At 61.8% G+C, this 18,629-nt stretch carries 17 protein-coding genes; 6 read left to right on the forward strand and 11 right to left on the reverse strand.

Annotated elements, in window-relative coordinates; all coding sequences use genetic code 11:
* The first annotated feature begins 10 nt into the window (after nt 1–10).
* Nucleotides 11–673 (forward strand): PaaI family thioesterase, encoded by a 663-nt coding sequence (locus tag AAFP29_RS13040; RefSeq protein ID WP_419217781.1) that lies wholly within the window; start codon nt 11–13, stop codon nt 671–673.
* Here the strand turns inward: AAFP29_RS13040 and AAFP29_RS13045 are convergent.
* Both AAFP29_RS13045 and AAFP29_RS13050 read right to left on the reverse strand, forming a co-directional pair.
* A complete protein-coding gene (locus AAFP29_RS13045; protein WP_419217782.1) occupies nt 670–1,218 on the reverse strand; it encodes a dihydrofolate reductase family protein in 549 nt (182 codons plus the stop codon). The genes AAFP29_RS13040 and AAFP29_RS13045 overlap by 4 nt on opposite strands.
* Nucleotides 1,219–1,264: 46 nt before the next feature.
* Entirely contained in the window at nt 1,265–2,221 is a 957-nt protein-coding gene (locus tag AAFP29_RS13050) for a helix-turn-helix domain-containing protein (protein WP_419217783.1), read from the reverse strand.
* Nucleotides 2,222–2,311: 90 nt separating this feature from the next.
* Between AAFP29_RS13050 and AAFP29_RS13055 the strand changes: the two genes are divergently transcribed.
* The 3 genes from AAFP29_RS13055 (at nt 2,312) to AAFP29_RS13065 (ending at nt 6,166) form a co-directional block, all read left to right on the forward strand.
* Nucleotides 2,312–3,007 carry a VOC family protein gene (locus AAFP29_RS13055; protein WP_419217784.1) on the forward strand — a complete coding sequence of 232 codons (696 nt, stop codon included), beginning with the start codon at nt 2,312–2,314 and terminating at the stop codon, nt 3,005–3,007.
* 65 nt (nt 3,008–3,072) lie between these two features.
* Nucleotides 3,073–4,149 carry an LLM class flavin-dependent oxidoreductase gene (locus AAFP29_RS13060; RefSeq protein WP_419217785.1) on the forward strand — a complete coding sequence of 359 codons (1,077 nt, stop codon included), beginning with the start codon at nt 3,073–3,075 and terminating at the stop codon, nt 4,147–4,149.
* Nucleotides 4,150–4,750: 601 nt separating this feature from the next.
* On the forward strand, nt 4,751–6,166 hold the full coding sequence (locus AAFP29_RS13065) for an amino acid permease (RefSeq protein ID WP_419217786.1): 1,416 nt from the start codon (nt 4,751–4,753) through the stop codon (nt 6,164–6,166).
* Nucleotides 6,167–6,227: 61 nt separating this feature from the next.
* Here the strand turns inward: AAFP29_RS13065 and AAFP29_RS13070 are convergent, their stop codons facing one another.
* From AAFP29_RS13070 to AAFP29_RS13100, 7 genes are all read right to left on the reverse strand, one after another.
* Nucleotides 6,228–7,871, reverse strand: a complete 1,644-nt coding sequence (locus tag AAFP29_RS13070) for a long-chain fatty acid--CoA ligase (RefSeq protein WP_419217787.1) — start codon at nt 7,869–7,871, stop codon at nt 6,228–6,230.
* 192 nt (nt 7,872–8,063) lie between these two features.
* The gene (locus tag AAFP29_RS13075) at nt 8,064–8,345 is read right to left on the reverse strand and encodes a hypothetical protein (protein WP_419217788.1); all 282 of its coding nucleotides are present in this window, start codon (nt 8,343–8,345) and stop codon (nt 8,064–8,066) included.
* A 31-nt stretch (nt 8,346–8,376) separates the two neighbouring features.
* On the reverse strand, nt 8,377–9,303 hold the full coding sequence (locus AAFP29_RS13080; protein WP_419217789.1) for a TIGR03564 family F420-dependent LLM class oxidoreductase: 927 nt from the start codon (nt 9,301–9,303) through the stop codon (nt 8,377–8,379).
* An 84-nt stretch (nt 9,304–9,387) separates the two neighbouring features.
* Nucleotides 9,388–11,487 carry a PhoX family protein gene (locus AAFP29_RS13085; protein ID WP_419217790.1) on the reverse strand — a complete coding sequence of 700 codons (2,100 nt, stop codon included), beginning with the start codon at nt 11,485–11,487 and terminating at the stop codon, nt 9,388–9,390.
* Nucleotides 11,488–11,654: 167 nt separating this feature from the next.
* Nucleotides 11,655–13,895: a catalase/peroxidase HPI gene (katG, locus tag AAFP29_RS13090; RefSeq protein WP_419217791.1), complete on the reverse strand. Its 2,241-nt coding sequence runs from the start codon at nt 13,893–13,895 to the stop codon at nt 11,655–11,657.
* Nucleotides 13,896–13,960: 65 nt separating this feature from the next.
* Nucleotides 13,961–14,419 carry a Fur family transcriptional regulator gene (locus AAFP29_RS13095; RefSeq protein ID WP_419217792.1) on the reverse strand — a complete coding sequence of 153 codons (459 nt, stop codon included), beginning with the start codon at nt 14,417–14,419 and terminating at the stop codon, nt 13,961–13,963.
* A gap of 153 nt (nt 14,420–14,572) precedes the next feature.
* A complete protein-coding gene (locus AAFP29_RS13100) occupies nt 14,573–15,826 on the reverse strand; it encodes a serine hydrolase (RefSeq protein ID WP_419217793.1) in 1,254 nt (417 codons plus the stop codon).
* Between the two features lie 83 nt (nt 15,827–15,909).
* Between AAFP29_RS13100 and AAFP29_RS13105 the strand changes: the two genes are divergently transcribed.
* On the forward strand, nt 15,910–16,323 hold the full coding sequence (locus AAFP29_RS13105; protein ID WP_419217794.1) for a VOC family protein: 414 nt from the start codon (nt 15,910–15,912) through the stop codon (nt 16,321–16,323).
* A 23-nt stretch (nt 16,324–16,346) separates the two neighbouring features.
* Here the strand turns inward: AAFP29_RS13105 and AAFP29_RS13110 are convergent, their stop codons facing one another.
* Nucleotides 16,347–16,967 carry a LysE family transporter gene (locus AAFP29_RS13110; protein WP_419217795.1) on the reverse strand — a complete coding sequence of 207 codons (621 nt, stop codon included), beginning with the start codon at nt 16,965–16,967 and terminating at the stop codon, nt 16,347–16,349.
* 25 nt (nt 16,968–16,992) lie between these two features.
* On the reverse strand, nt 16,993–17,568 hold the full coding sequence (locus AAFP29_RS13115) for a TetR/AcrR family transcriptional regulator (protein WP_419217796.1): 576 nt from the start codon (nt 17,566–17,568) through the stop codon (nt 16,993–16,995).
* A 95-nt stretch (nt 17,569–17,663) separates the two neighbouring features.
* Here AAFP29_RS13115 and AAFP29_RS13120 point away from each other — a divergent pair, with 95 nt between their 5' ends.
* Entirely contained in the window at nt 17,664–18,626 is a 963-nt protein-coding gene (locus AAFP29_RS13120; protein WP_419217797.1) for an oxygenase MpaB family protein, read from the forward strand.
* Nucleotides 18,627–18,629 lie beyond the last annotated feature (3 nt).

Below are 18,629 nucleotides of genomic sequence, written 5' to 3' on the forward strand. Positions count from 1 at the left end.
AGAGTCGCGAATGTTCGGACATGTGATGGATGACTTGACTCCGGCGGAGGTCGAAGCGGCCGCACAGCTATATGGCCCGCTAGCCGAACGGGTACGCGAATTGGTCGCGGCTACAGTGTTGACCGAGGTGGCGGCGCCCGAGGTGGCCAAGGCCACCGAACTCATCAAAGAGGCAACCGCACTGTTGAGTGGCACCGCCATCACAGGGTCGTTCGGTGTGCGCTGGACAGCCGAGGGCAAGCGCCGAACGTGGGGCAATGCCGTTGTGGGACTGCGTAATCCGGTTGCACCGCCGCTCGACATCAGGCATGACGAGGATCTCACCTTCGCCGATGTCGTCCTCGGCCCGCAATATGAAGGACCGCCGACGCTGGTGCACGGCGGCATCATCGCGGCCATGCTCGACCAGGTTCTCGGCGATGCGGCCGTCAATGCCGGGGCACCAGGCATGACCGGCACCCTGAGCATCCGCTATCGCAAGGGCACACCGCTGGGGCCGGTGCGTATACAGGCGTCGGTTGACCGGGTCGAGGGCGTCAAGACCTTCGTCACCGGACGGGTCGTCGTCGACGACGTCGTTCGCGCGGAGGCTGAGGGCATATTCATCCTGCCCAAAGAAGTGCGCGACCTCGGCGACAATCCGCCGCCTGGACTGCTCGCGCCCGGCGACTAATTCCGTCCGCGCGCGCCAACCACGTCGTACCGCGCGACGACGAACGCGCCATTACGATCCACCTCGCGGAGTTCGAAGTCATAGGCCCTGGTGAACAGTGGTCGTCCGCCGCCTAACGTAACCGGAGCGAACGACACCAGCACCTCGTCGAGCATTCCCGCATCGGCGAACTGGGCGGCGAGATCGCCGCCGCCGACAATCCACACGTCTTTGCCGTCAGCCGCCTCAGCGAGGGTCTGCCGGAAATCGATCGCGGCGCCGGCGGCGATCGTCACATTGTCGACGACTGGCGCGAGCTGGCGGTGAGTGAACACCCACGTGGGTTGGGTGTATTGCCAGCTCTCACCCGATGTCGCGTTGTGTTCGACCACCCACTGATAAGTAGTCGCGCCCATCACCAGGGCGCCGATGCCGGCGATGAACTCGGAATAGTTCAGCGGGCCGTCCTCGTCTATCGGCTGAGTCATCAACCAGTCGAGGTTATCGTCGTCGTCGGCGAGGAAGCCGTCGAGGGAAGCGGCGGTGAAGTAGCGGAAGCGAGTCATGGTCGTCCTTGCGGTTGTGATCGACGGGAGTTCTGGTTGAACATCGTCAGGATTCGGCGTGCCAGCTACGGCGATGCCACATGATAGGGTCGGGATCGATTGTTGCAGTTGATAATTCGATGCCGGCGTCGGAGAGCATCCAGCGGATAAGCTGTCGACGGTGCGCGGCGAAGGTGAGTTCGTGAGCGACGATCTGCGACATCAGGAATGACTCCGGTGGATCGCATAGCGCGTCGATGACAACGTCCGTCCAAGCGTCCGCGCGCTCGATCTCTCGAATCAATGCGAGCCAACGCGGTGCGATGCGCTCGTGTTCGCCGCGCAGTGACGCCACGTCGTCGGGGCCGTCGAGATCGGGAGCCGGGCTGCCTTCGACGGTCGCGAGCCAGGGCAACTTGGTGCGCACGAGACGAGTCGCGACCGCCGCGATCGACTCCTCCGGGCCGTGCCACGGCAACACCTGATGACCGACGAGACGCGACCGCCGGTAGTCGTCGGTGTTGACGGACCCACAGACGCTCAGGAGTTCCCGTGTGTCGTCAAGATCGTGGCGAACCATCAGTGCCACAACGTCACCCGCTGAGTGCTCATTCGCGGTTCCGGCGTCGACGTAGAGGACGGTCGGGGAGTGGAAGTGCAATCCGTTCGGTGCGGGCAGCCAGTGTCCTCGATCGGTGGCAGGTGGCATCGCGGTCGGAGGATGTCCAAAGGCGCGGGCGAACGCACGGGAGAATCCCTCGACCGATTCATAGCCGGAATCGAAGGCGCAGTCGGTGACCGAGGTCCCGCGTTGGATCAGCCACGCGGCTCGTTCGAGAGTTATCCTGCGCCGCAACGCAATCGGTGGCTCACCCGAGCCGCGACGGACTTGCCGGGTGAAGTGAAACGGCGAGGTGTCGGCGCCGTCGGCCATCTCCTCGAGTGAGTGATTGTCGGCATTGAGCACGGCGTCGAGCAAACGACGCCACGGATCGGGTCGCGATGCGGCGTCGAGTGGGCTCATATATCGATTATCGGTCACCGCCTCGTTCGGACGCATGACCGTTCTTGCTCAATTTCTCGGTACGACCGACGCCGTCGCTACAGTGACGGCATGGGACTCGCCGAAGTGATACTCACCGGAACCGACGAAACGCTGGACGCTTACCGAAACCTCCTGGGCGCGACCGACGCCGACGCGTGGTCGTTGCCGAATGCTCAAGTCCGTGTTGTAGCGGACGATCGCGCCGAAAATCTCGTCCTCTTCGGCGTCGACGATGTCGAATCCGCGTCTCGTCTGCTTACCCGGCGCGGTCTTACCCTCGATCCCGGCTTGCTGGGCGTTCGCGCTCGTGGTCTTCCCATCGGCATCGCCGCCACCGCGCCTTCGTCGACTGAGCGTGACAGTCTCGCCGGCATACTGGCCATCGATCATCTGGTTTTCCTGGCTGCGAATCGGGATCATGCGACCGCGTTGTTCGGCGCAACTCTCGGGCTTGATTTTCGGCTGGCTCAAGTCATCCCGGGAGGCGCGGGCTCTGAGCAGGGAGGCGAAGTCAGTCAGCTCTTCTTCCGCGATCGGGATCTCATCGTGGAGGTCGTGGTGAAGCCGGATGTCGAGGAAGCGATCACCTTCTGGGGCATCGCATGGCGTGTCGGCGATATCGAAACAAGCCGAGAAGTGTTGCGCGAGAAAGGCTTCGACGTCAGTGAAATTCACGCCGGGCACAAACCCGGAACGCGGGTATGCACCATGCGAGACCGATCGCTGGTTGTTCCCACGATTCTGATCGAACAGGCCGAAGCCTGAGGCGGAATAGGACCACGGTCCGGTTATGTTGTGGGTGATGAATTCCCAACGAGAGGGGACACCGCATGACCACGAACCAACAGGTTGAACTCGGGCTCGACACCTTCGGCGACGTCACCGTCGATGAGACCGGCGCCCGAACCACCTACCCACAGGTGATCCGCGACGTCATCGGCGAGGCCGTCCTCGCTGACGAAGTCGGTGTCGACTTCTTCGGCGTTGGCGAACACCATCGCGACGACTTCTCCATCAGTGCACCGGACGTCGTATTGGCCGCCATCGCGGGCCAGACCAAACGCATCAGACTCGGCACCGCCGTCACAGTGCTCAGTTCCGACGATGCTGTGCGCGTCTATGAACGTTTCGCGACCCTCGACGCCGCGTCGTCGGGCCGGGCCGAGGTGATTCTCGGCCGCGGATCGTTCACCGAGTCGTTTCCGCTTTTCGGATTCGACCTCGACGATTACGAAATGCTCTTCGAGGAGAAGTTGGACCTCTTCGCCGCACTGCGCAAAGAAGGTCCGGTGACGTGGTCGGGGAAGCATCGCGCGCCGTTGGTGGACAAAGATGTTTATCCCAAGACTGATTCGGGACAGCTGACAGCGTGGATCGGTGTCGGCGGCTCACCAGAGTCGGTGGTGAGGTCGGTGCGCTACAACATCCCGATGATGCTCGCGATCATCGGCGGTGATCCTGCCAGGTTCGTGCCATATGTCGATCTCTACAAACGCGCACAGGAACAGCTGGGCCCTGACGTCGGATTAACCGCGCCAATGCCGCTCGGCGCCCATTCACCTGGGCATATCGCCGAAACCGACGACCTGGCACTCGAGCAGGCGTGGCCGCACGCCAAGGTGATGCACGATCGGATCGGCGCTGAGCGCGGTTGGCCGGCGATGCGCCGATCGCAGTTCCTCGCCGAGGTGACATCGGGGTCGCAATATGTCGGTTCACCCGAGACGGTGGCCCGAAAGATCGCGAAAACCGTTCGGACACTTGGTCTTAACCGTTTCGACTTCAAATATGCCAGCGGTCCGATGCCGCATTCACAATTGATGACGAGCATCGAGTTGTATGGCACTCAGGTGATACCGCGGGTTCGGGACTTGCTGGCGTCGGAATCGATTGCGACACAGGCATAAACGGTCCATTTGCCACCGATCTATTCGTTACCGATTTCTCAGGAAATTGACGGTGTAGAAGCTCATCTTGCAGATAGGCTCCTCGAACCAAAGTCGGCCGAGGGGGCCGACCTTCAGAGTTCGAAGGCGGTGATTGTGATGTGGGTTCTGATCACGGTTGTTTTGGCTATTGCGGTAATCGTCGGTGTCGCGGCAATTCTGGCGGGTATCGCCGGAAGCAACAGCACCGGAAACGCCAGTAGTCGTCGCCATTCGGGCGGTTCAACCTCTAGCTGGGGAGGCTGGGGCAGCGATTCTGGAAGTAGCTGGGGAGGCGGGGATTCCGGTGGTGGCTGGGGAGGCGGCTGCGACAGCGGAGGAGGAGGAGGAGGAGGAGGAGGAGGTGACGGAGGCAGCTGCGGCTGACTGATCGTTTGAGCGGCGCCGACGCGCCTGAGTGATAGCTCCACCGGGAGCCATCGTCTCGGGTCGTCGGCGCCGTTTCGTTGCGGAATGGCCGCCCGCCGTGTGAGTTGGGCGGGTAGATGTGACCTGCTCCACGCGGACCCGATAGGTTGTAGCCCGAGTTACGGTCCATTAACCCGTAGAGAAGGAGGTCAGGGTGGCAGATCTCAGCAAGACGCAGGCGCCCACAGAGATTCCCGAAGGCGACGAAGGCTACCAACGCGGCCTCAACTCGCGCACCGTGCAGATGATCGCCATCGGTGGCGCGATCGGCACCGGCCTGTTCTACGGGGCCGGTGGTGCCATCGAGCAGGCAGGTCCGGCGCTGATCCTTGCGTACGCGCTCGCCGGTCTCGCGATCTTCATCGTGATGCGCGCACTCGGCGAACTATTGATCTACCGCCCGATCTCCGGCGGTATCAGTGAATACGCCGACGAGTTCCTCGGGCGCTTCGCGGGGTTCTCCCAAGGCTGGACCTATTGGGCGGTATGGACCACCACCTGCATGGCCGAGATCACCGTAGCCGGCAAATACGTCAACTATTGGTTGCCATCGATTCCGGTGTGGGTGACCGCGTTGGTCGCGCTCGCCGTATTGTTCGGCGCCAATCTGATTTCCGTCCGTCTGTTCGGGCAGGCCGAATTCTGGTTCTCCGCGATCAAAGTGACCGCCATCCTCGGCATGATCATCGTCGGAATCGGCGTGCTGTTGCCGATCGCGGGCCTCGGGCCCGACGTCGGGCCATCGGTCACGAATCTGTGGAACGACGGCGGCTTCTTCGCCACCGGCTTCACCAATGCTCTGCTGAGCCTGCAGATCGTCATGTTCGCCTACGTTGGGGTGGAGTTGGTCGGTGTCACGGCAGGCGAAGCCGAGAACCCCCGAGTCACCCTGCGCAAAGCGATCAACTCGGTGCCGTTCCGTATCGGCATCTTCTACGTCGGCGCCCTACTGGTGATTCTGTCGGTGCGCGGCTGGCGGAATTTCGAGGAGGGACAGAGTCCCTTCGTCGCGGTCTTCCAGTACATCGGAATCCCCGGCGCCGCCGGACTGGTCAACTTCATCCTGCTGACCGCGGCACTGTCGTCGTGCAACTCCGGCATCTACTCCACCGGTCGAATGCTCCGTGCGTTATCCCAGCAGGGAGACGCCCCCAAACAACTTGATCGGCTGTCGTCGCGCAAAGTGCCGGTCACCGGCATCGTGCTCAGCGCTGCCGTGATGATTATCGGAGTTCTGGTCAACGTCGTCGATGAGAAGCGCGCATTCACCTACATCACGTCGGTCTCGACTGTCGGCATCATTGTCGTGTGGGGCACAATCCTGGTGTGCCACATGGTGTATCGACGCCGAGTCGCCGCCGGGATCCTTCCCGCGTCGGACTACCGGGTACCCGGCGCGCCGTTCACCACCTGGGCCGCGCTCGCCTTCCTGGCGCTGGTCTTCGTGCTGCTGTTCTTCAGTGAGAGCGGCCGTATCGCACTGATCGTGGGCGCGGTGTGGTTTGGATTGGTCGGAGCTGGCTATCTCGTCTGGTCCCGCTCCCGACCCGCGCCAGCTTCGGTGTCATAACGGGTGAACGGCAACGGCCCAGATTCGCGCTATGCGAATCTGGGCCGTTGCCGTCGTTGGTCTAGTCGTGGTTTTCGATGACGTCGTATTCGCCGTCGGCGTAGCGCGCCCGGATCAGCTTCTTGTCGAATTTGCCGACTGACGTCTTGGGGACCTCAGTGACGAATGCCCACCGCTCTGGCATCTGCCAGCGGGGGATCAGATCGGCGAGGAAGCCCCGCTGCTCGGCGCCGTCCGCCGCAGCGTCGTTCTTGACGACGGTGAGGACAAACGGTCGTTCACCCCACTTGTCGTCGGGTACCGCCACTACCGCAGCCTCGACGACTACCGGGTTACTCATCACGGTGTTTTCCAACTCGACCGAGGAGATCCATTCGCCGCCGGTCTTGATGAGGTCCTTCGTTCGGTCGACGATCGTCATGAAACCGTCCGGGCTGATCGACGCGACGTCGCCGGTCCGCAACCAGCCGTTATGGAATTTGGCTTCGTCGACGACCGGACCGTCCGGGGAATAGTACGCGCCGGTGATCCACGGTCCGCGCACCTCCAACTCGCCAACCGCCTCGCCATTCCACGGTTGTTCGGAACCATCGTCAGCGATCAGTCGTGCTTCTACCGAAGCGGGGAAACGTCCCTGCGTCACTCGATAGGCGAATTCTTCGTCCTCATTGTCAACACCGAACGGTGGTCGGGCGACCGAGCCAAGTGGTGAAGTCTCGGTCATACCCCACGCATGGACGATGGGGACGCCATAGGTGTCGAACTTTCTGATCATCGACGGCGGAACCGCAGCACCGCCCACGACGACCTCGCGCAGATGTGAAATGTCTTGTGGTGCGACATCGAGCTGTGCCGCGACCCCCTGCCAGATGGTCGGTACCGCGGCAGCGAAGGTCGGCTGACCGGCCGCCATGATCGCGAGGAGCGGTTCGGGCTGCAAGAAGCGGTCGGGCATGATCAATGTGATACCCGACATCATCGCGGCAAACGGCAAACCCCACGACATGACGTGAAACATCGGAACGATAGTGAGAACTGAGTCCCGGTTCGACAGCGCCATACCCGAGGGAAGACACACCTGCATCGAATGCAGCCAAATGCTGCGATGTGAATAGACAACGCCCTTCGGGTCGCCAGTGGTACCCGAGGTGTAACACATCACGGCTGCGTCGTTCTCGGCGACGTCTGGCCACGCGTAGCTGGTCGCCTCGCCGGCGATCAGTTCGTCGAACTGGTGGACCGTGATGCCGTCGGGAGCCGAGAACGCCGAAGCAGGACCGTTGGTCACGATGACGTGTTCGACCTGGGGCGTGCCTTGAACATACTGGGCGAGCATCGGAGCGAGCGACGCGTCGACCAGGATCACGCGGTCGTCGGCGTGATTGATGATGTACACGGCCTGCTCGGGCGACAGACGCAGATTGAGGGTATGTAGTACCGCACCCATCGCGGGCACTGCCGCGTAGGCCACCTGATGCTCGTTGTTGTTCCACATGAAGGTGGCGACCCGATCACCACGCTCGACGCCGAGTTTAGTAAGCGCGTGCGCGAGCTGAGCTGCCTTGTCGCCGACGGCGGCGAAGGATATATCTGACAGTTCCGTGCCGGTCCATGTCCGGATCTTGGCCTCCGGGAAGACTCGTCGGCTGTATTCGACCAGGCGGGCGATCGATAGCTCACCCTGCTGCATCGTCGATTGAATCATCTGCTTATTACTCCTCGTCGAATACCAGGACAGACACGGACAAAACGCGCTCTGCACGACTCTTGCGTGTCGAGTCTCACATGTCGTGAGCAACGTGCTGCAACCGGGATATGCGTACGAGTGAGGTCAGCAGGAATAGGTCATCGGTGCGGTCGCGCCAGGTCGCCGGTATTTCGAGAGGCGGCGCGGGAGTCAGTCGCCGCGGCTACTGCTGGTCAGATGCCACCAGCCGCATTGGCACCGATACGTGCGCAACGAGACGCTGCGCCATGTCTCCGAAGACATCGAAGAGATGGCGGCAGCCGCTTCCGTGCGATCGCGGAACGCGCTCTTCGATGGTGTCGGGCAGCCCAGGTGTTCGACGTTGATCCTCCGATGCAAACGCCTCGCCGCCGGTGGGGCGTCGCGCTCGGCCGTGCGTTGCTCGATGCGGCGGTAGTACCTCTCGAGTTCATCATCGTCGAATGCGGCCACGATAGTAGATATTGCCAGAGCGTGAGCCGTACTACCGCCCGAGTGCGGCGGCAGTTTCCCAGGTGGCACGTTGAATATCGGGGCCCAACAGTTCGGTCTGCGTCAGTACGATTTCGGTCGCACCGGCTGCCAAATAGTCCCGTAACCCGGCCAGCACCTTGTCGGCCGAACCGACGAGTCCAAGCTCCACTGCCTTCTTCGCGCCGCTTAGTTCGATCGCTCGCTGATACGACGGTATCTGTTCATAGAACTCGGTAGCGGCCGCGAGCGCATCACGTCCCGCACCAGCGTCGTCGGTGACGAGCGCGGGCACCAGTGCGACCACTCGCGGGGCTGGCCGCCCTGCGGTTGCCGCCGCTTGCTCAACAGTCGGAATGATATGCCCGTCAAGTGCTTTCGGTCCGGCGAGGAATGGCAGGATCCCGTCGGCCAACCGTCCCGATACCTCGAGTGCGCGCGGACCTAACGCGGCGACGAGTAGCGGCGGTGCGGGGGTCGCTCCAGGTAACGCGGTCGGAATCGGGGAGACCGCGGTGATCTCGCTGCCTCGGTAGTCGACTCCGCCATTGACGAACACGTCACGGGTGATCGTGAGAAAGTCTTCCAAGCGCTTTGCGGGACGGCGAAATTCGACGTCGAATGTCTGCTCGGTCAGCGACGCCGCGCCCAACGCGATGCCATAGTGGAACCGCCCGTGCGTCGCTGCCTGCGCTGTCTGTGCCTGCGCCGCGACGATCAGTGGATGCCGCCCAAAGATCGGAACGGCGGAAGTGCCGACACTGATCCCCTCGACCTCCCGCCCTACGATGCCGGCAAGCGCGATGGCGTCGTAGTCGAAGCGTTGTCCAAGCCAGATTCCGGACAGCCCCGACCTTTTGGCCGTCCGTGCTGACTCAACGACATAGTCCACCGCGTTGCCGGATCCGGGAGTCGACAGCGCGACGCCAATACTGGTCATACCCGGACAAGGCACACCCGGTCACGATGATTCCCGTCGCCGGAGTTTTACGAATACTGAGTCAAACCATTGCGGCTGGCATGGTTATACGCCGATCTTGCCGCCGGGCTTCCACACGGCGACGACACTCGGCCGCGGCTGATTGCTGCCGCCGTCGGGCCAGTGCGAGAACGGCCGGTCGGCGCTGTAATCGTCTTCTTCACCGGGATGCTGCACGCATACGATGACGCGATCCTCGGTGATGATCGGTCCGCATGTCTCCGAGCCTCGCGGAACGGTCAGGAACTGTTTGGTTTCACCACGATTCGCGCCGTCGAGTGCCACCGCGAAGAGTCCGTCGTTATTCTTCAGCGCGTTGCCGTCGGTGGAGATCCAGAGGTTCCCGTGCGGGTCGAAGGCGACATTGTCCGGGCAGGAGATGGGCGAGACCTTAGTCTTGTCGAACCCGCCGTAGTAGGTGTCGGCAGCCTTGGGGTCGCCGCAGACGAGCAGCAGTTCCCAGGTGAAGTCGGTGCCGGTGTGGTTGTCGGTGATCTCGAGAACTTGACCGTTCTTGTTCTCGTTGCGCGGGTTGGCCTCGTCAACGCCAGCCTTTCCCTTTGTGCCGCGCTTGTCGTTGTTGGTCAGCGCGCAGTACACCTTGCCGGTCACCGGGTGCGGCTCGATGTCTTCGGGACGGTCCATCTTGGTGGCTCCGGCGCGGTCGGCGGCGAGCCGGGTGAATACCGCGACTTCGGCGGCTGACATTCCCGCGATCTTCGATTCGGCCTTGCCGTCGTTGTCCACGACGAGCAGTGGAATCCAAGTGCCCGATCCGTGGAATTTTCCATCGCTCGGGAGTTTGCCGGTGCCGTCGATCTCCTTTGGCGTTTCACCACTGAACTGTGCGACGTACAGCGTCCCGTGATCCAGGATCGTCATATTCGCGTTGGCCGTCGACGCCGCGGAACCCGTGGTGATCTTCTTGCTGGACACGAATTTGTAGATGTACTCGAACTTTTCGTCGTCGCCGGTGTACGCGACGACGGTGCCGTCCTTCGTGACGAAGATGTTGGCTGATTCGTGTTTGACCCTGCCGAGGGCCGAGTGTTTCACCGGGGTCGACTTCGGATCGTGCGGATTGACCTCCACCACGTATCCGAATCGGTTCGACTCGTTGGGTTCCTTGGCCAGGTCAAAGCGGGAAACGTAATGGGCCCAATGGTTTTCGTCCGCGTCATCGTCGAAGCTGTAGCGCTTGAGGTGTGCCGCCGCAGTCTTGTCAGTCACTTTCGACGCATTGGCAAAGTAGTTGTTGTAGTTTTCCTCACCGGAGAGCATGGTGCCCCACGGGGTGAGGCCACCTGAGCAATTGGCAATGGTGCCAAGGAGTTTGGTGCCCGATGGATCTTCGGTGGTCTTGACGAATTCAGATCCCGCGGCCGGTCCGACAAGCGTGAACTCAGTATCGGCGGTGACTCGACGATTGCGATCGCCGATGACCGGGGTCAGTTTGCCACTGCCCGATTCTGTCTTCACCTCTACGATGCTGATGCCGTGGGCAGCCATCGAGATGCCGACTTGCTGATCAGTCGGACTGTCGGGGTTGTAGTTGTGGAACATGAGTTCGGGGTTGGTGTACTCGTTATTGCACACCAAATAGAAGTGACCGTCGACGGCCTTTCCATCACCATCTTCGACCGGAATGAGTCCGGCGAAGTCGTTGTTGTAGCCGAACTGTTGAGCTTGTGCCCGTGGCGACTGGCGCTCGAAATCGAATTTCGGCGCGCCGGGCAGAATTGGGTCGCCCCAACGGATTACGACCTGCTGTTCGTAGCCGGCTGACGTGACCAATGCGTCCTGTTTATTCGGCTCGACGACGGTGAAGTTCATTCCCTGCGAACCATCACCGGATCCGGTGACCGATGCGGGTCCCGATGTTGTGGTGCCAGCGCTGTCGTCGCCGCATGCGGCCAGTAGTGACGCCGCTCCGACGCCGACCGCGACTCCGGCCGTGCCGCGCAATACGGCGCGGCGGGAGACCGCGGTTCGCACGACGTCGCCGAAATAGGCGTTGTCACTAGTGTTTCCGGGCTCTCGCCAGCATGCGCTGCCGCATTTGTAGCGACAGGTGAGGTGGGCGCGCTTGGATTGACCCTCATGGCGGTCATACGGCGCGAACAAGGGCAGGGCAATGCGGACCATGGATCATCCTTGGGCTGAAGGGACCGGGTTGACAGCAAAGTATGCGGTCCGATCAAACCGAAAGGGTTAGACAGGTGAACGGCACGAGAACGACTATCGGCGTATAACGGCCGATGGCCGCCCCCGGTATGTACGGGGACGACCATCGGGTCGGACGGATTGTGAACTTAGAACAGATCGCTTTCGGTCACCTTGGTCCATGCGGTGACGAAATCATTGACGAACTTCTCTTTCGCATCGTCGGCACCGTATACCTCGGCCACCGCGCGCAGCTGGGAGTTGGCGCCGAATGCCAGGTCGACGCGCGAACCAGTCCACCGCACTTCGCCGGTAGCCGAATCGGTGCCTTCGTAGGTGCCGTCATCCTTTGCCGACGGGGCCCACACGATATCCATGTCGGTGATGTTCACGAAGAAATCGTTGCTCAGCACACCTGGCTTGTCGGTGAGGACGCCGAGCTGCGACCCGTCGTAGTTGGCGCCGAGGGTCCGTAGGCCGCCGACGAGCACGGCGGTCTGAGGCGTCGACAGTGTCAGCAGATTAGCTTTGTCGACGAGCAGATATTCGGCGGGCAACTGCGCCCCCTTGCCGAGATAGTTGCGGAACCCGTCGGCGTCGGGCTCGAGTGCCGCGAACGAATCAGCGTCAGTCCATTCCTGAGTCGCGTCGGTTCGGCCCGGTCGGAACGGCACCGTCACGTCGACTCCACCGTCGCGGGCGGCCTTCTCGATGGCAGCCACACCGCCGAGGACCAGAACATCGGCGAAGGACACTTTGGTGTTGCCGTTCTGTGCGGAGTTGAAGGCTTCGGCAACCCCTTCGAGAGTCTTGATGACCTGTGCGAGCTGATCGGGGTTGTTGACCTCCCAGCCGACCTGCGGCTGCAGCCGGATGCGACCGCCGTTGGCGCCGCCGCGCTTGTCGCTGCCGCGGAACGAGGACGCAGCCGCCCACGTCGTCGTAACCAGTTGTGCCACAGTCAAACCGGTACCGAGGATGTCGCTCTTCAACTTGGCGATATCCGCTTCACCGATGAGCTCGTGATCGACGGCCGGAACCGGGTCCTGCCAGATCAGGGTCTCCTCGGGCACCTCGGCTCCGAGGTAGTTCTGAATCGGCCCCATATCGCGGTGCGTCAGTTTGAACCATGCCCGCGCGAAGGCGTCGGCGAACTGCCGTGGGTTGTCCAGAAAGCGCCGCGAGATTGGCTCGTAGATCGGGTCGAAGCGCAGCGCCAGGTCAGTGGTCAGCATTACCGGCGGGTGCGACTTTTCCGGATCGTGTGCGTCGCGGACGCTCGTCGAACCGGCTCCGTCCTTCGGGATCCACTGCTGGGCGCCGGCCGGACTCTTGGTGAGTTCCCACTCGTAGCCGAATAGCGTCCAGAAGAAATTGTTGTCCCACGTAATGGGGGTGCTGTTCCAGGCGCCTTCCAGACCGCTCGTGATGGCGTCGCCGCCGACGCCGGACTTATAGCCGCTCTTCCAGCCGAGTCCCATCTGCTCAAGCGGAGCTGCCTCCGGCTCGGGGCCGACGAGGTCGGCATCGCCCGCACCATGCGTCTTGCCGAAAGTGTGTCCTCCGGCGATCAATGCGACGGTCTCTTCGTCGTCCATCGCCATCCGCGCGAACGTCTCTCGAATGTCGACGGCAGCTTTGAGCGGGTCCGGATTGCCATTGGGGCCTTCGGGATTCACATAGATCAAACCCATCTGAACCGCCGCAAGCGGGTTGGAGAGGTCACGCTCGCCGCTATAGCGCTCGTCATCGAGCCAGACGCGCTCGGCACCCCAGTACACTTCCTCGGGCTCCCACTTGTCGACGCGACCGCCGCCGAATCCGAAAGTGTCCAGGCCCATCGACTCGAGCGCGACGTTGCCGGCGAGGATAATCAGGTCGCCCCAGGACAGCTTGCGACCATACTTCTTCTTGACCGGACCGAGCAGGCGTCGGGCCTTGTCGAGGCTCGCGTTGTCGGGCCAGGAGTTGAGCGGTGCGAATCGCTGCATACCGTGTCCGGCACCGCCGCGACCGTCTTTGATCCGATAGGTGCCCGCAGCGTGCCACGCCATCCGGATGAAGAACGGGCCGTAGTTGCCAAAGTCCGCCGGCCACCACGGCTTCGAGTCGGTCAATACCGCCTCGAGGTCGGTCTTGACCGCGGAGAGATCGAGCGTCTTGAACTCCTCTGCGTAATCGAAGTCGGGGCCCTCCGGATTGGAGATATCCGGATTCTCCTGCAGGACTTTAAGGTTGAGCGCGTTTGGCCACCAATCCCGGTTGCCGCCGCCTTCAGCAGGGGGCTTGATCCCGCCGTGGATTACCGGGCAACCGCCGGCTTCCGCCGGTTCGGTCTGGGCTTCGCCGATGGGGGGAGTTTCGTCGATGGTGCGAGATTCGTCGGACACGAGAAACCTTTCGAGAATGGGTATTTGGGCTGACGTTCACATAGGTCTTGCTGGTTGGGCTGCTGTTACTTCGGGCTGTCGAGCTGCATGGAATCACCGACGGCGGTGCCCGCACATGCCGGGCAGAGTCCCCAGTAGATGACTTCGGCTTCATCGATCGCGAAGCCGTTGTCGTCTGCCGCGTCGAGGCAGGGCGCCGCGCCGACCGCACAATCGATGTCGACGATGGTCCCGCAGGACCGGCAGACGGCGTGGTGGTGATTGTCGCCGATTCTTGACTCGTATCGGGCAACCAGACCGGAAGGCTGGATACGCCGGATGAGGCCGGCGACGGTGAGTGCGTGTAGCACGTCGTACACCGCCTGACGTGACACCGTTGGCAATTCGGTTCGCACGGCATCGAAAACGGTCTCGGTGTCGGCGTGGGGATGGGTGTCGACTGCGGTCAAGACAGCCAACCGTGGCTTTGTCACACGCAGATCGGCGATGCGCAACCGCTCTGTGTGATTCATCGACTCGGCCATGAACTCACCATAACGGGGGAGTGACAGTTTCGGAAGCCTTTTCTGGAATTAATCCAGATAAGATGAATATGTGCTGGTGGCAGCTCTATGTTGGGCCGACGGCGGCTCGGCAACGGCGGATCGTCCGTATCTGACGCTCACCGCACGTTGTCATCATTGCCGAGATAGTCCGGGGACGGACGGGAATGAGGAATTGATCGCGTCGAGCACCGCCGGGTAGCGCTTGCTCTCCGGATGCGATCCGGGCTTGCCGCTGCTGACTACTGCTACCGCGAGTTCGCGCTGCGGGTCGGCCCACATCGCGATGTCGGTCAGACCGGTGTGTCCAAACGCGTCTGGAGCGTCGCGACCGAAGGGGCCGTATCGGGTCGAGCCGAGCATGTATCCGGTTCCCCACCGCAGGGGCCGCCCACCGGTCGCGATGTCTGGACGAAGTCGTCTGCGCTGCACTCTCGCGGCATCAAGGGTGTCAGCCGAAAGCACTCGCACGCCGTCGAGTTCGCCCCCGCGGCGCAATAATTCAGCGAATCGGGAAAGTTCGTGAGCGGTGGATACGGTATTCGAGGAGGGAACCACCCCGGTCAGGAAGGCTGAACTGTTGGACCGCCGAATAGTCTTGGCCATTGTCCCACCGACCACGCGTGTGAAAGCTGCTTCGATCGCGGCGGGCGGCGGTGGTCCGGTGACATGACTCGGTGCCACCTCGCCAACCGCATCGGGGGAAACACCGTAATTGGTCCACGAGAATCCGAGTGGGTCAAGGATTTCCTCGGCGAGGATATCGCGGATACTGCGACCTGTTGCGGCAGAGACGATTTCACGCACCAACGGCCCCCATGTCAACGCGTGATACATATGCACAAGACCGGGACGGTATATCGGTCGTAGCGCGGCGAGCATCTCCCGGGTGTAGTCACTGTCTTCGGAGCGGCGAAGATCTGGGCGTACACCCAGGGCTATCGGTACACCTGCGCTATGGGTAAGCACATGATCGATGGTGGTGCGATGTTTGCCGTGGCTGGTGTATTCCGGGAGGTAGTCGCATACCCGGGCATCGAGGGCCAATTCCCCCCGCTCGATCAGCAGGTGAAGCACGGTCACCGAAATTGCTTTGGCCGCGGAATACACACAGAACGGTGTTTGCGTTGTGACAGTGCGTTTTTCGGCATCTGCCAGTTCATCTGGGCCGTTGCCCCATCCGTGGCCGATCGCGCGATCGAGGATCACTTCGCCGCCCTGACGGATGCAGATTTGGATCGCTGGCTGCGTGCCCGCGCCATACCAATGCCGCACGGCCTGCCAAACCTGCTCAGCGGACTGTCGTTGATCTGCCGACTCGGCTCCGACGTCCGTCACGGAGTCGAGGTCGTCGGGCACGGCGATGCGGCCGGGAGCGGGGGAGGTCACCGACTCAGCCTACTTGCGGACAGGGGAGCATCGATGCGCGCAGAATAGACGTCGACAACCCCGGCTGAGGATCTGGAGACGACATGACCGTGCGACTCAACCCGTACCTGAGTTTTCGCGACAATGCCCGCGAAGCGATGGAGTTCTACAAAAGCGTGTTGGGCGGCGACTTGGAGGTCGCGACCTTTGAGCAGATGCCCGGCTCTGACCCCGACGAGGCAAACAAGGTGATGCACGCGATGCTCACTACACCACACGGTCTGGTGTTGATGGGCGCCGACACTCCTAATGCCATGCCGCTCAACGTCGGCGATTCGATCACGGTGTCGCTTTCGGGTGACCAGACCGAGCTATTGGGCGGCTGGTTCGATGGTTTGGCGCAGGGCGGAACTGTCACTGCCCCGTTCATGCAGGCGCCGTGGGGAGATACGTTCGGTATGGTGACCGACCGATTCGGAGTCAACTGGATGGTAAACGCCGAGGGTGTGCGGGACTGACTCGCGAGTCATAGCCAGCGGGGTCACAGGACGGCCAGCAGTACACCGACTCCGATGAACAGCGCGCCGAAAAACCGGTTGAGGTTGCGCTGTCCGCGTTCGGTGCGGGTCAGGTTGCCGAAGCCGCGCGCCACGACGGCGAAGAACAGCCACATCACCGCTATATCGACGACGACGATTGTCAGCCCGATCGTAAGGTATTGCGGCAGTAGCGGTTCGGAGGCTTTGACGAAGCTTGGAATGAATGCCAACAGGAATACGACGGCCTTCGGATTGAGCAGGTTCACCCACACGCCACGCAGACACATCGACCACGCGGACTCACCGGCCAACTCTGCCGCGGCGGCAGCTGAACTGTCCGGACGTCGAAGGATTTGACGTACGCCGAGATAGATCAGATACGCGGCACCGAGGTACCGGATGACGTCGAATGTGGTGGGGGAGCGCGCGATGATCACCCCGAGCCCCGCGGCAACGATCGCCAGCTGAATCAGTAGTGCTGCTTGTTGGCCGAGGATGCCCCAGATCGAACGGCGAAAGCCGACGTTTAGCGAATTGCTCATCGTGTTGATCGCTCCCGCGCCGGGCGTGAAGCTGATGAGCAGGCAAGCCGTCAACAGCGCTGCCCATGTCGCGACCTGCATCGGACAAGATTAGCTTGACCTCTACCTACCGAATGGGAGTGAGAGCCCAGTCGAGCAGGCTGTGGAAACTCCAGGACAATTCCTCGAATGTTGACGTCGTACCGAGTTCGTGGCCGACAAGCAGCATCATCGCGAGGCGGGCGAGGTGTTCACCACGTTCGGCATCGCCAATGAGAGCCGTATACGAGTCGGCGATGACTGCGACGCGTGCGGCGTCGGCTTCGGCCACTACCGCAGCGACGTCGGAATCACTGGCAGACCAGATGCGTATCGCCGCTTCGGACGCGTATGGCAGATTAAGCGCGACTTCGAGCAGGGCGTCGATCCGCTCTCTCGGATCCTCAACCGATTTCACTGTGTCGATCAGCACCTCACTCTTGTTATGTCGCCAGTATTCGATCAAGTGTTGGCAGTACGACGCCCAGTTCGGAAAGGCGTAGTAGAACGACCCGGTCGTCGTCGAAGTCTCGGCACATACCGCGGCGAGTTTCAATGCCGGGTAGCCGTCGCGGGCCAGAATCTGTAGCCCGGCCTCCAGATAGCGCAACTGCGGAGTTGTGGACTGTGGGGTGGTGGACTGGGGTGCCGTGGACTGCGACATAACCATCCTTCTGTGACCTGTTGCACAACTGTATAACTCGACTTATAGTACTCGTGTAAGTCGACTTACAGCCCACGTTGACGCAGGAGGCCCCGATGGTAGTGAATTCTCTAGCGCGAACCGTGACGACCACGGTGGCCGCGCCCGGCCGAATAATCGCGAAACGCAAAGCCGCTAAACGTAATCCGAGTCTCGGGCTCGATCCGGAGACAGACTATGCCCAGATCTACCGCAACGTCACGCTGTACGAATTTCCGTGGGATATGAATCAGGCGTTAAGTTTCGCACTGTTCCGCACCTACGCGGTGCCCAGCATCGGAGACTTGCTCGACCGGACCGGTCAGTTCTGCGACTTCACCCAGAAGCGTTACGACGACACCTCGCTATTGCTCGAAGCGCCGCTCGTCGATGGTTTCGATAGTCCCACCGGCAAGACGGCAGTTCGCCGGATCAATCAGATGCACAAGATGTACGACATCTCTAACGAGGACATGCTCTATGTTCTCTCGACATTTGTCGTCGTTCCCAAACGGTGGCTCGACGACTACGGGTGGCGCGCCCTGACCGAATCGGAGGTCCGGGCATCGGTTCGGTACTACCAGGATCTCGGCAAACATATGGCGATCAAAGATGTGCCGGCGAGCTACGACGATTTCGCCACATTGATGGACTCCTATGAACAGTCACACTTTGCCTACAACGATGGCGCGCGGCGCGTCGCCGACTCCACCTTGCATTTGATGACCACCTTCTATCCTCGTCCGGCGCGCAGGGGCGTCGAATTGTTCAGTCGGGCACTGATGGACGAGCCGTTGCTCAATGCGTTCGGCTATCGCGATCCGGGGGCGACCATCCGCACCCTTTCGGTCAATGCCCTGCGGCTACGTGCTCGACTGCTTTCGGTCTTGCCGTCGCGGACCGAGCCGATGCATATCCACGACATGCCGAACATCAAGAGCTACCCGAGCGGTTATGACCTCGCTGAGATGGGTACCTTCCCGACCGGCTGCCCGGTGCCGCATACGGCGCCAAACTCCGCGGGTCAGGCCGCGGGTTAGTGA

It is taken from the genome of Gordonia sp. CPCC 205333 (assembly GCF_048537885.1).
GTDB lineage: Bacteria > Actinomycetota > Actinomycetes > Mycobacteriales > Mycobacteriaceae > Gordonia.

Excerpts from the sequence above, each read along its gene's own strand:
- AAFP29_RS13110 (WP_419217795.1), bottom strand. The coding sequence starts at position 16,967 with ATGCAGGTCGCGACATGGGCAGCGCTGTTGACGGCTTGCCTGCTCATC.
- AAFP29_RS13095 (WP_419217792.1), bottom strand. The coding sequence starts at position 14,419 with ATGGCCGAGTCGATGAATCACACAGAGCGGTTGCGCATCGCCGATCTG.
- AAFP29_RS13070 (WP_419217787.1), bottom strand. The coding sequence starts at position 7,871 with ATGATTCAATCGACGATGCAGCAGGGTGAGCTATCGATCGCCCGCCTG.
- AAFP29_RS13080 (WP_419217789.1), bottom strand. The coding sequence starts at position 9,303 with ATGACCAGTATTGGCGTCGCGCTGTCGACTCCCGGATCCGGCAACGCG.
- AAFP29_RS13105 (WP_419217794.1), top strand. The coding sequence starts at position 15,910 with ATGACCGTGCGACTCAACCCGTACCTGAGTTTTCGCGACAATGCCCGC.
- AAFP29_RS13120 (WP_419217797.1), top strand. The coding sequence starts at position 17,664 with ATGGTAGTGAATTCTCTAGCGCGAACCGTGACGACCACGGTGGCCGCG.
- AAFP29_RS13045 (WP_419217782.1), bottom strand. The coding sequence starts at position 1,218 with ATGACTCGCTTCCGCTACTTCACCGCCGCTTCCCTCGACGGCTTCCTC.
- AAFP29_RS13050 (WP_419217783.1), bottom strand. The coding sequence starts at position 2,221 with ATGAGCCCACTCGACGCCGCATCGCGACCCGATCCGTGGCGTCGTTTG.
- AAFP29_RS13085 (WP_419217790.1), bottom strand. The coding sequence starts at position 11,487 with ATGGTCCGCATTGCCCTGCCCTTGTTCGCGCCGTATGACCGCCATGAG.
- AAFP29_RS13115 (WP_419217796.1), bottom strand. The coding sequence starts at position 17,568 with ATGTCGCAGTCCACGGCACCCCAGTCCACCACCCCACAGTCCACAACT.
- AAFP29_RS13060 (WP_419217785.1), top strand. The coding sequence starts at position 3,073 with ATGACCACGAACCAACAGGTTGAACTCGGGCTCGACACCTTCGGCGAC.
- AAFP29_RS13055 (WP_419217784.1), top strand. The coding sequence starts at position 2,312 with ATGGGACTCGCCGAAGTGATACTCACCGGAACCGACGAAACGCTGGAC.
- AAFP29_RS13040 (WP_419217781.1), top strand. The coding sequence starts at position 11 with ATGTTCGGACATGTGATGGATGACTTGACTCCGGCGGAGGTCGAAGCG.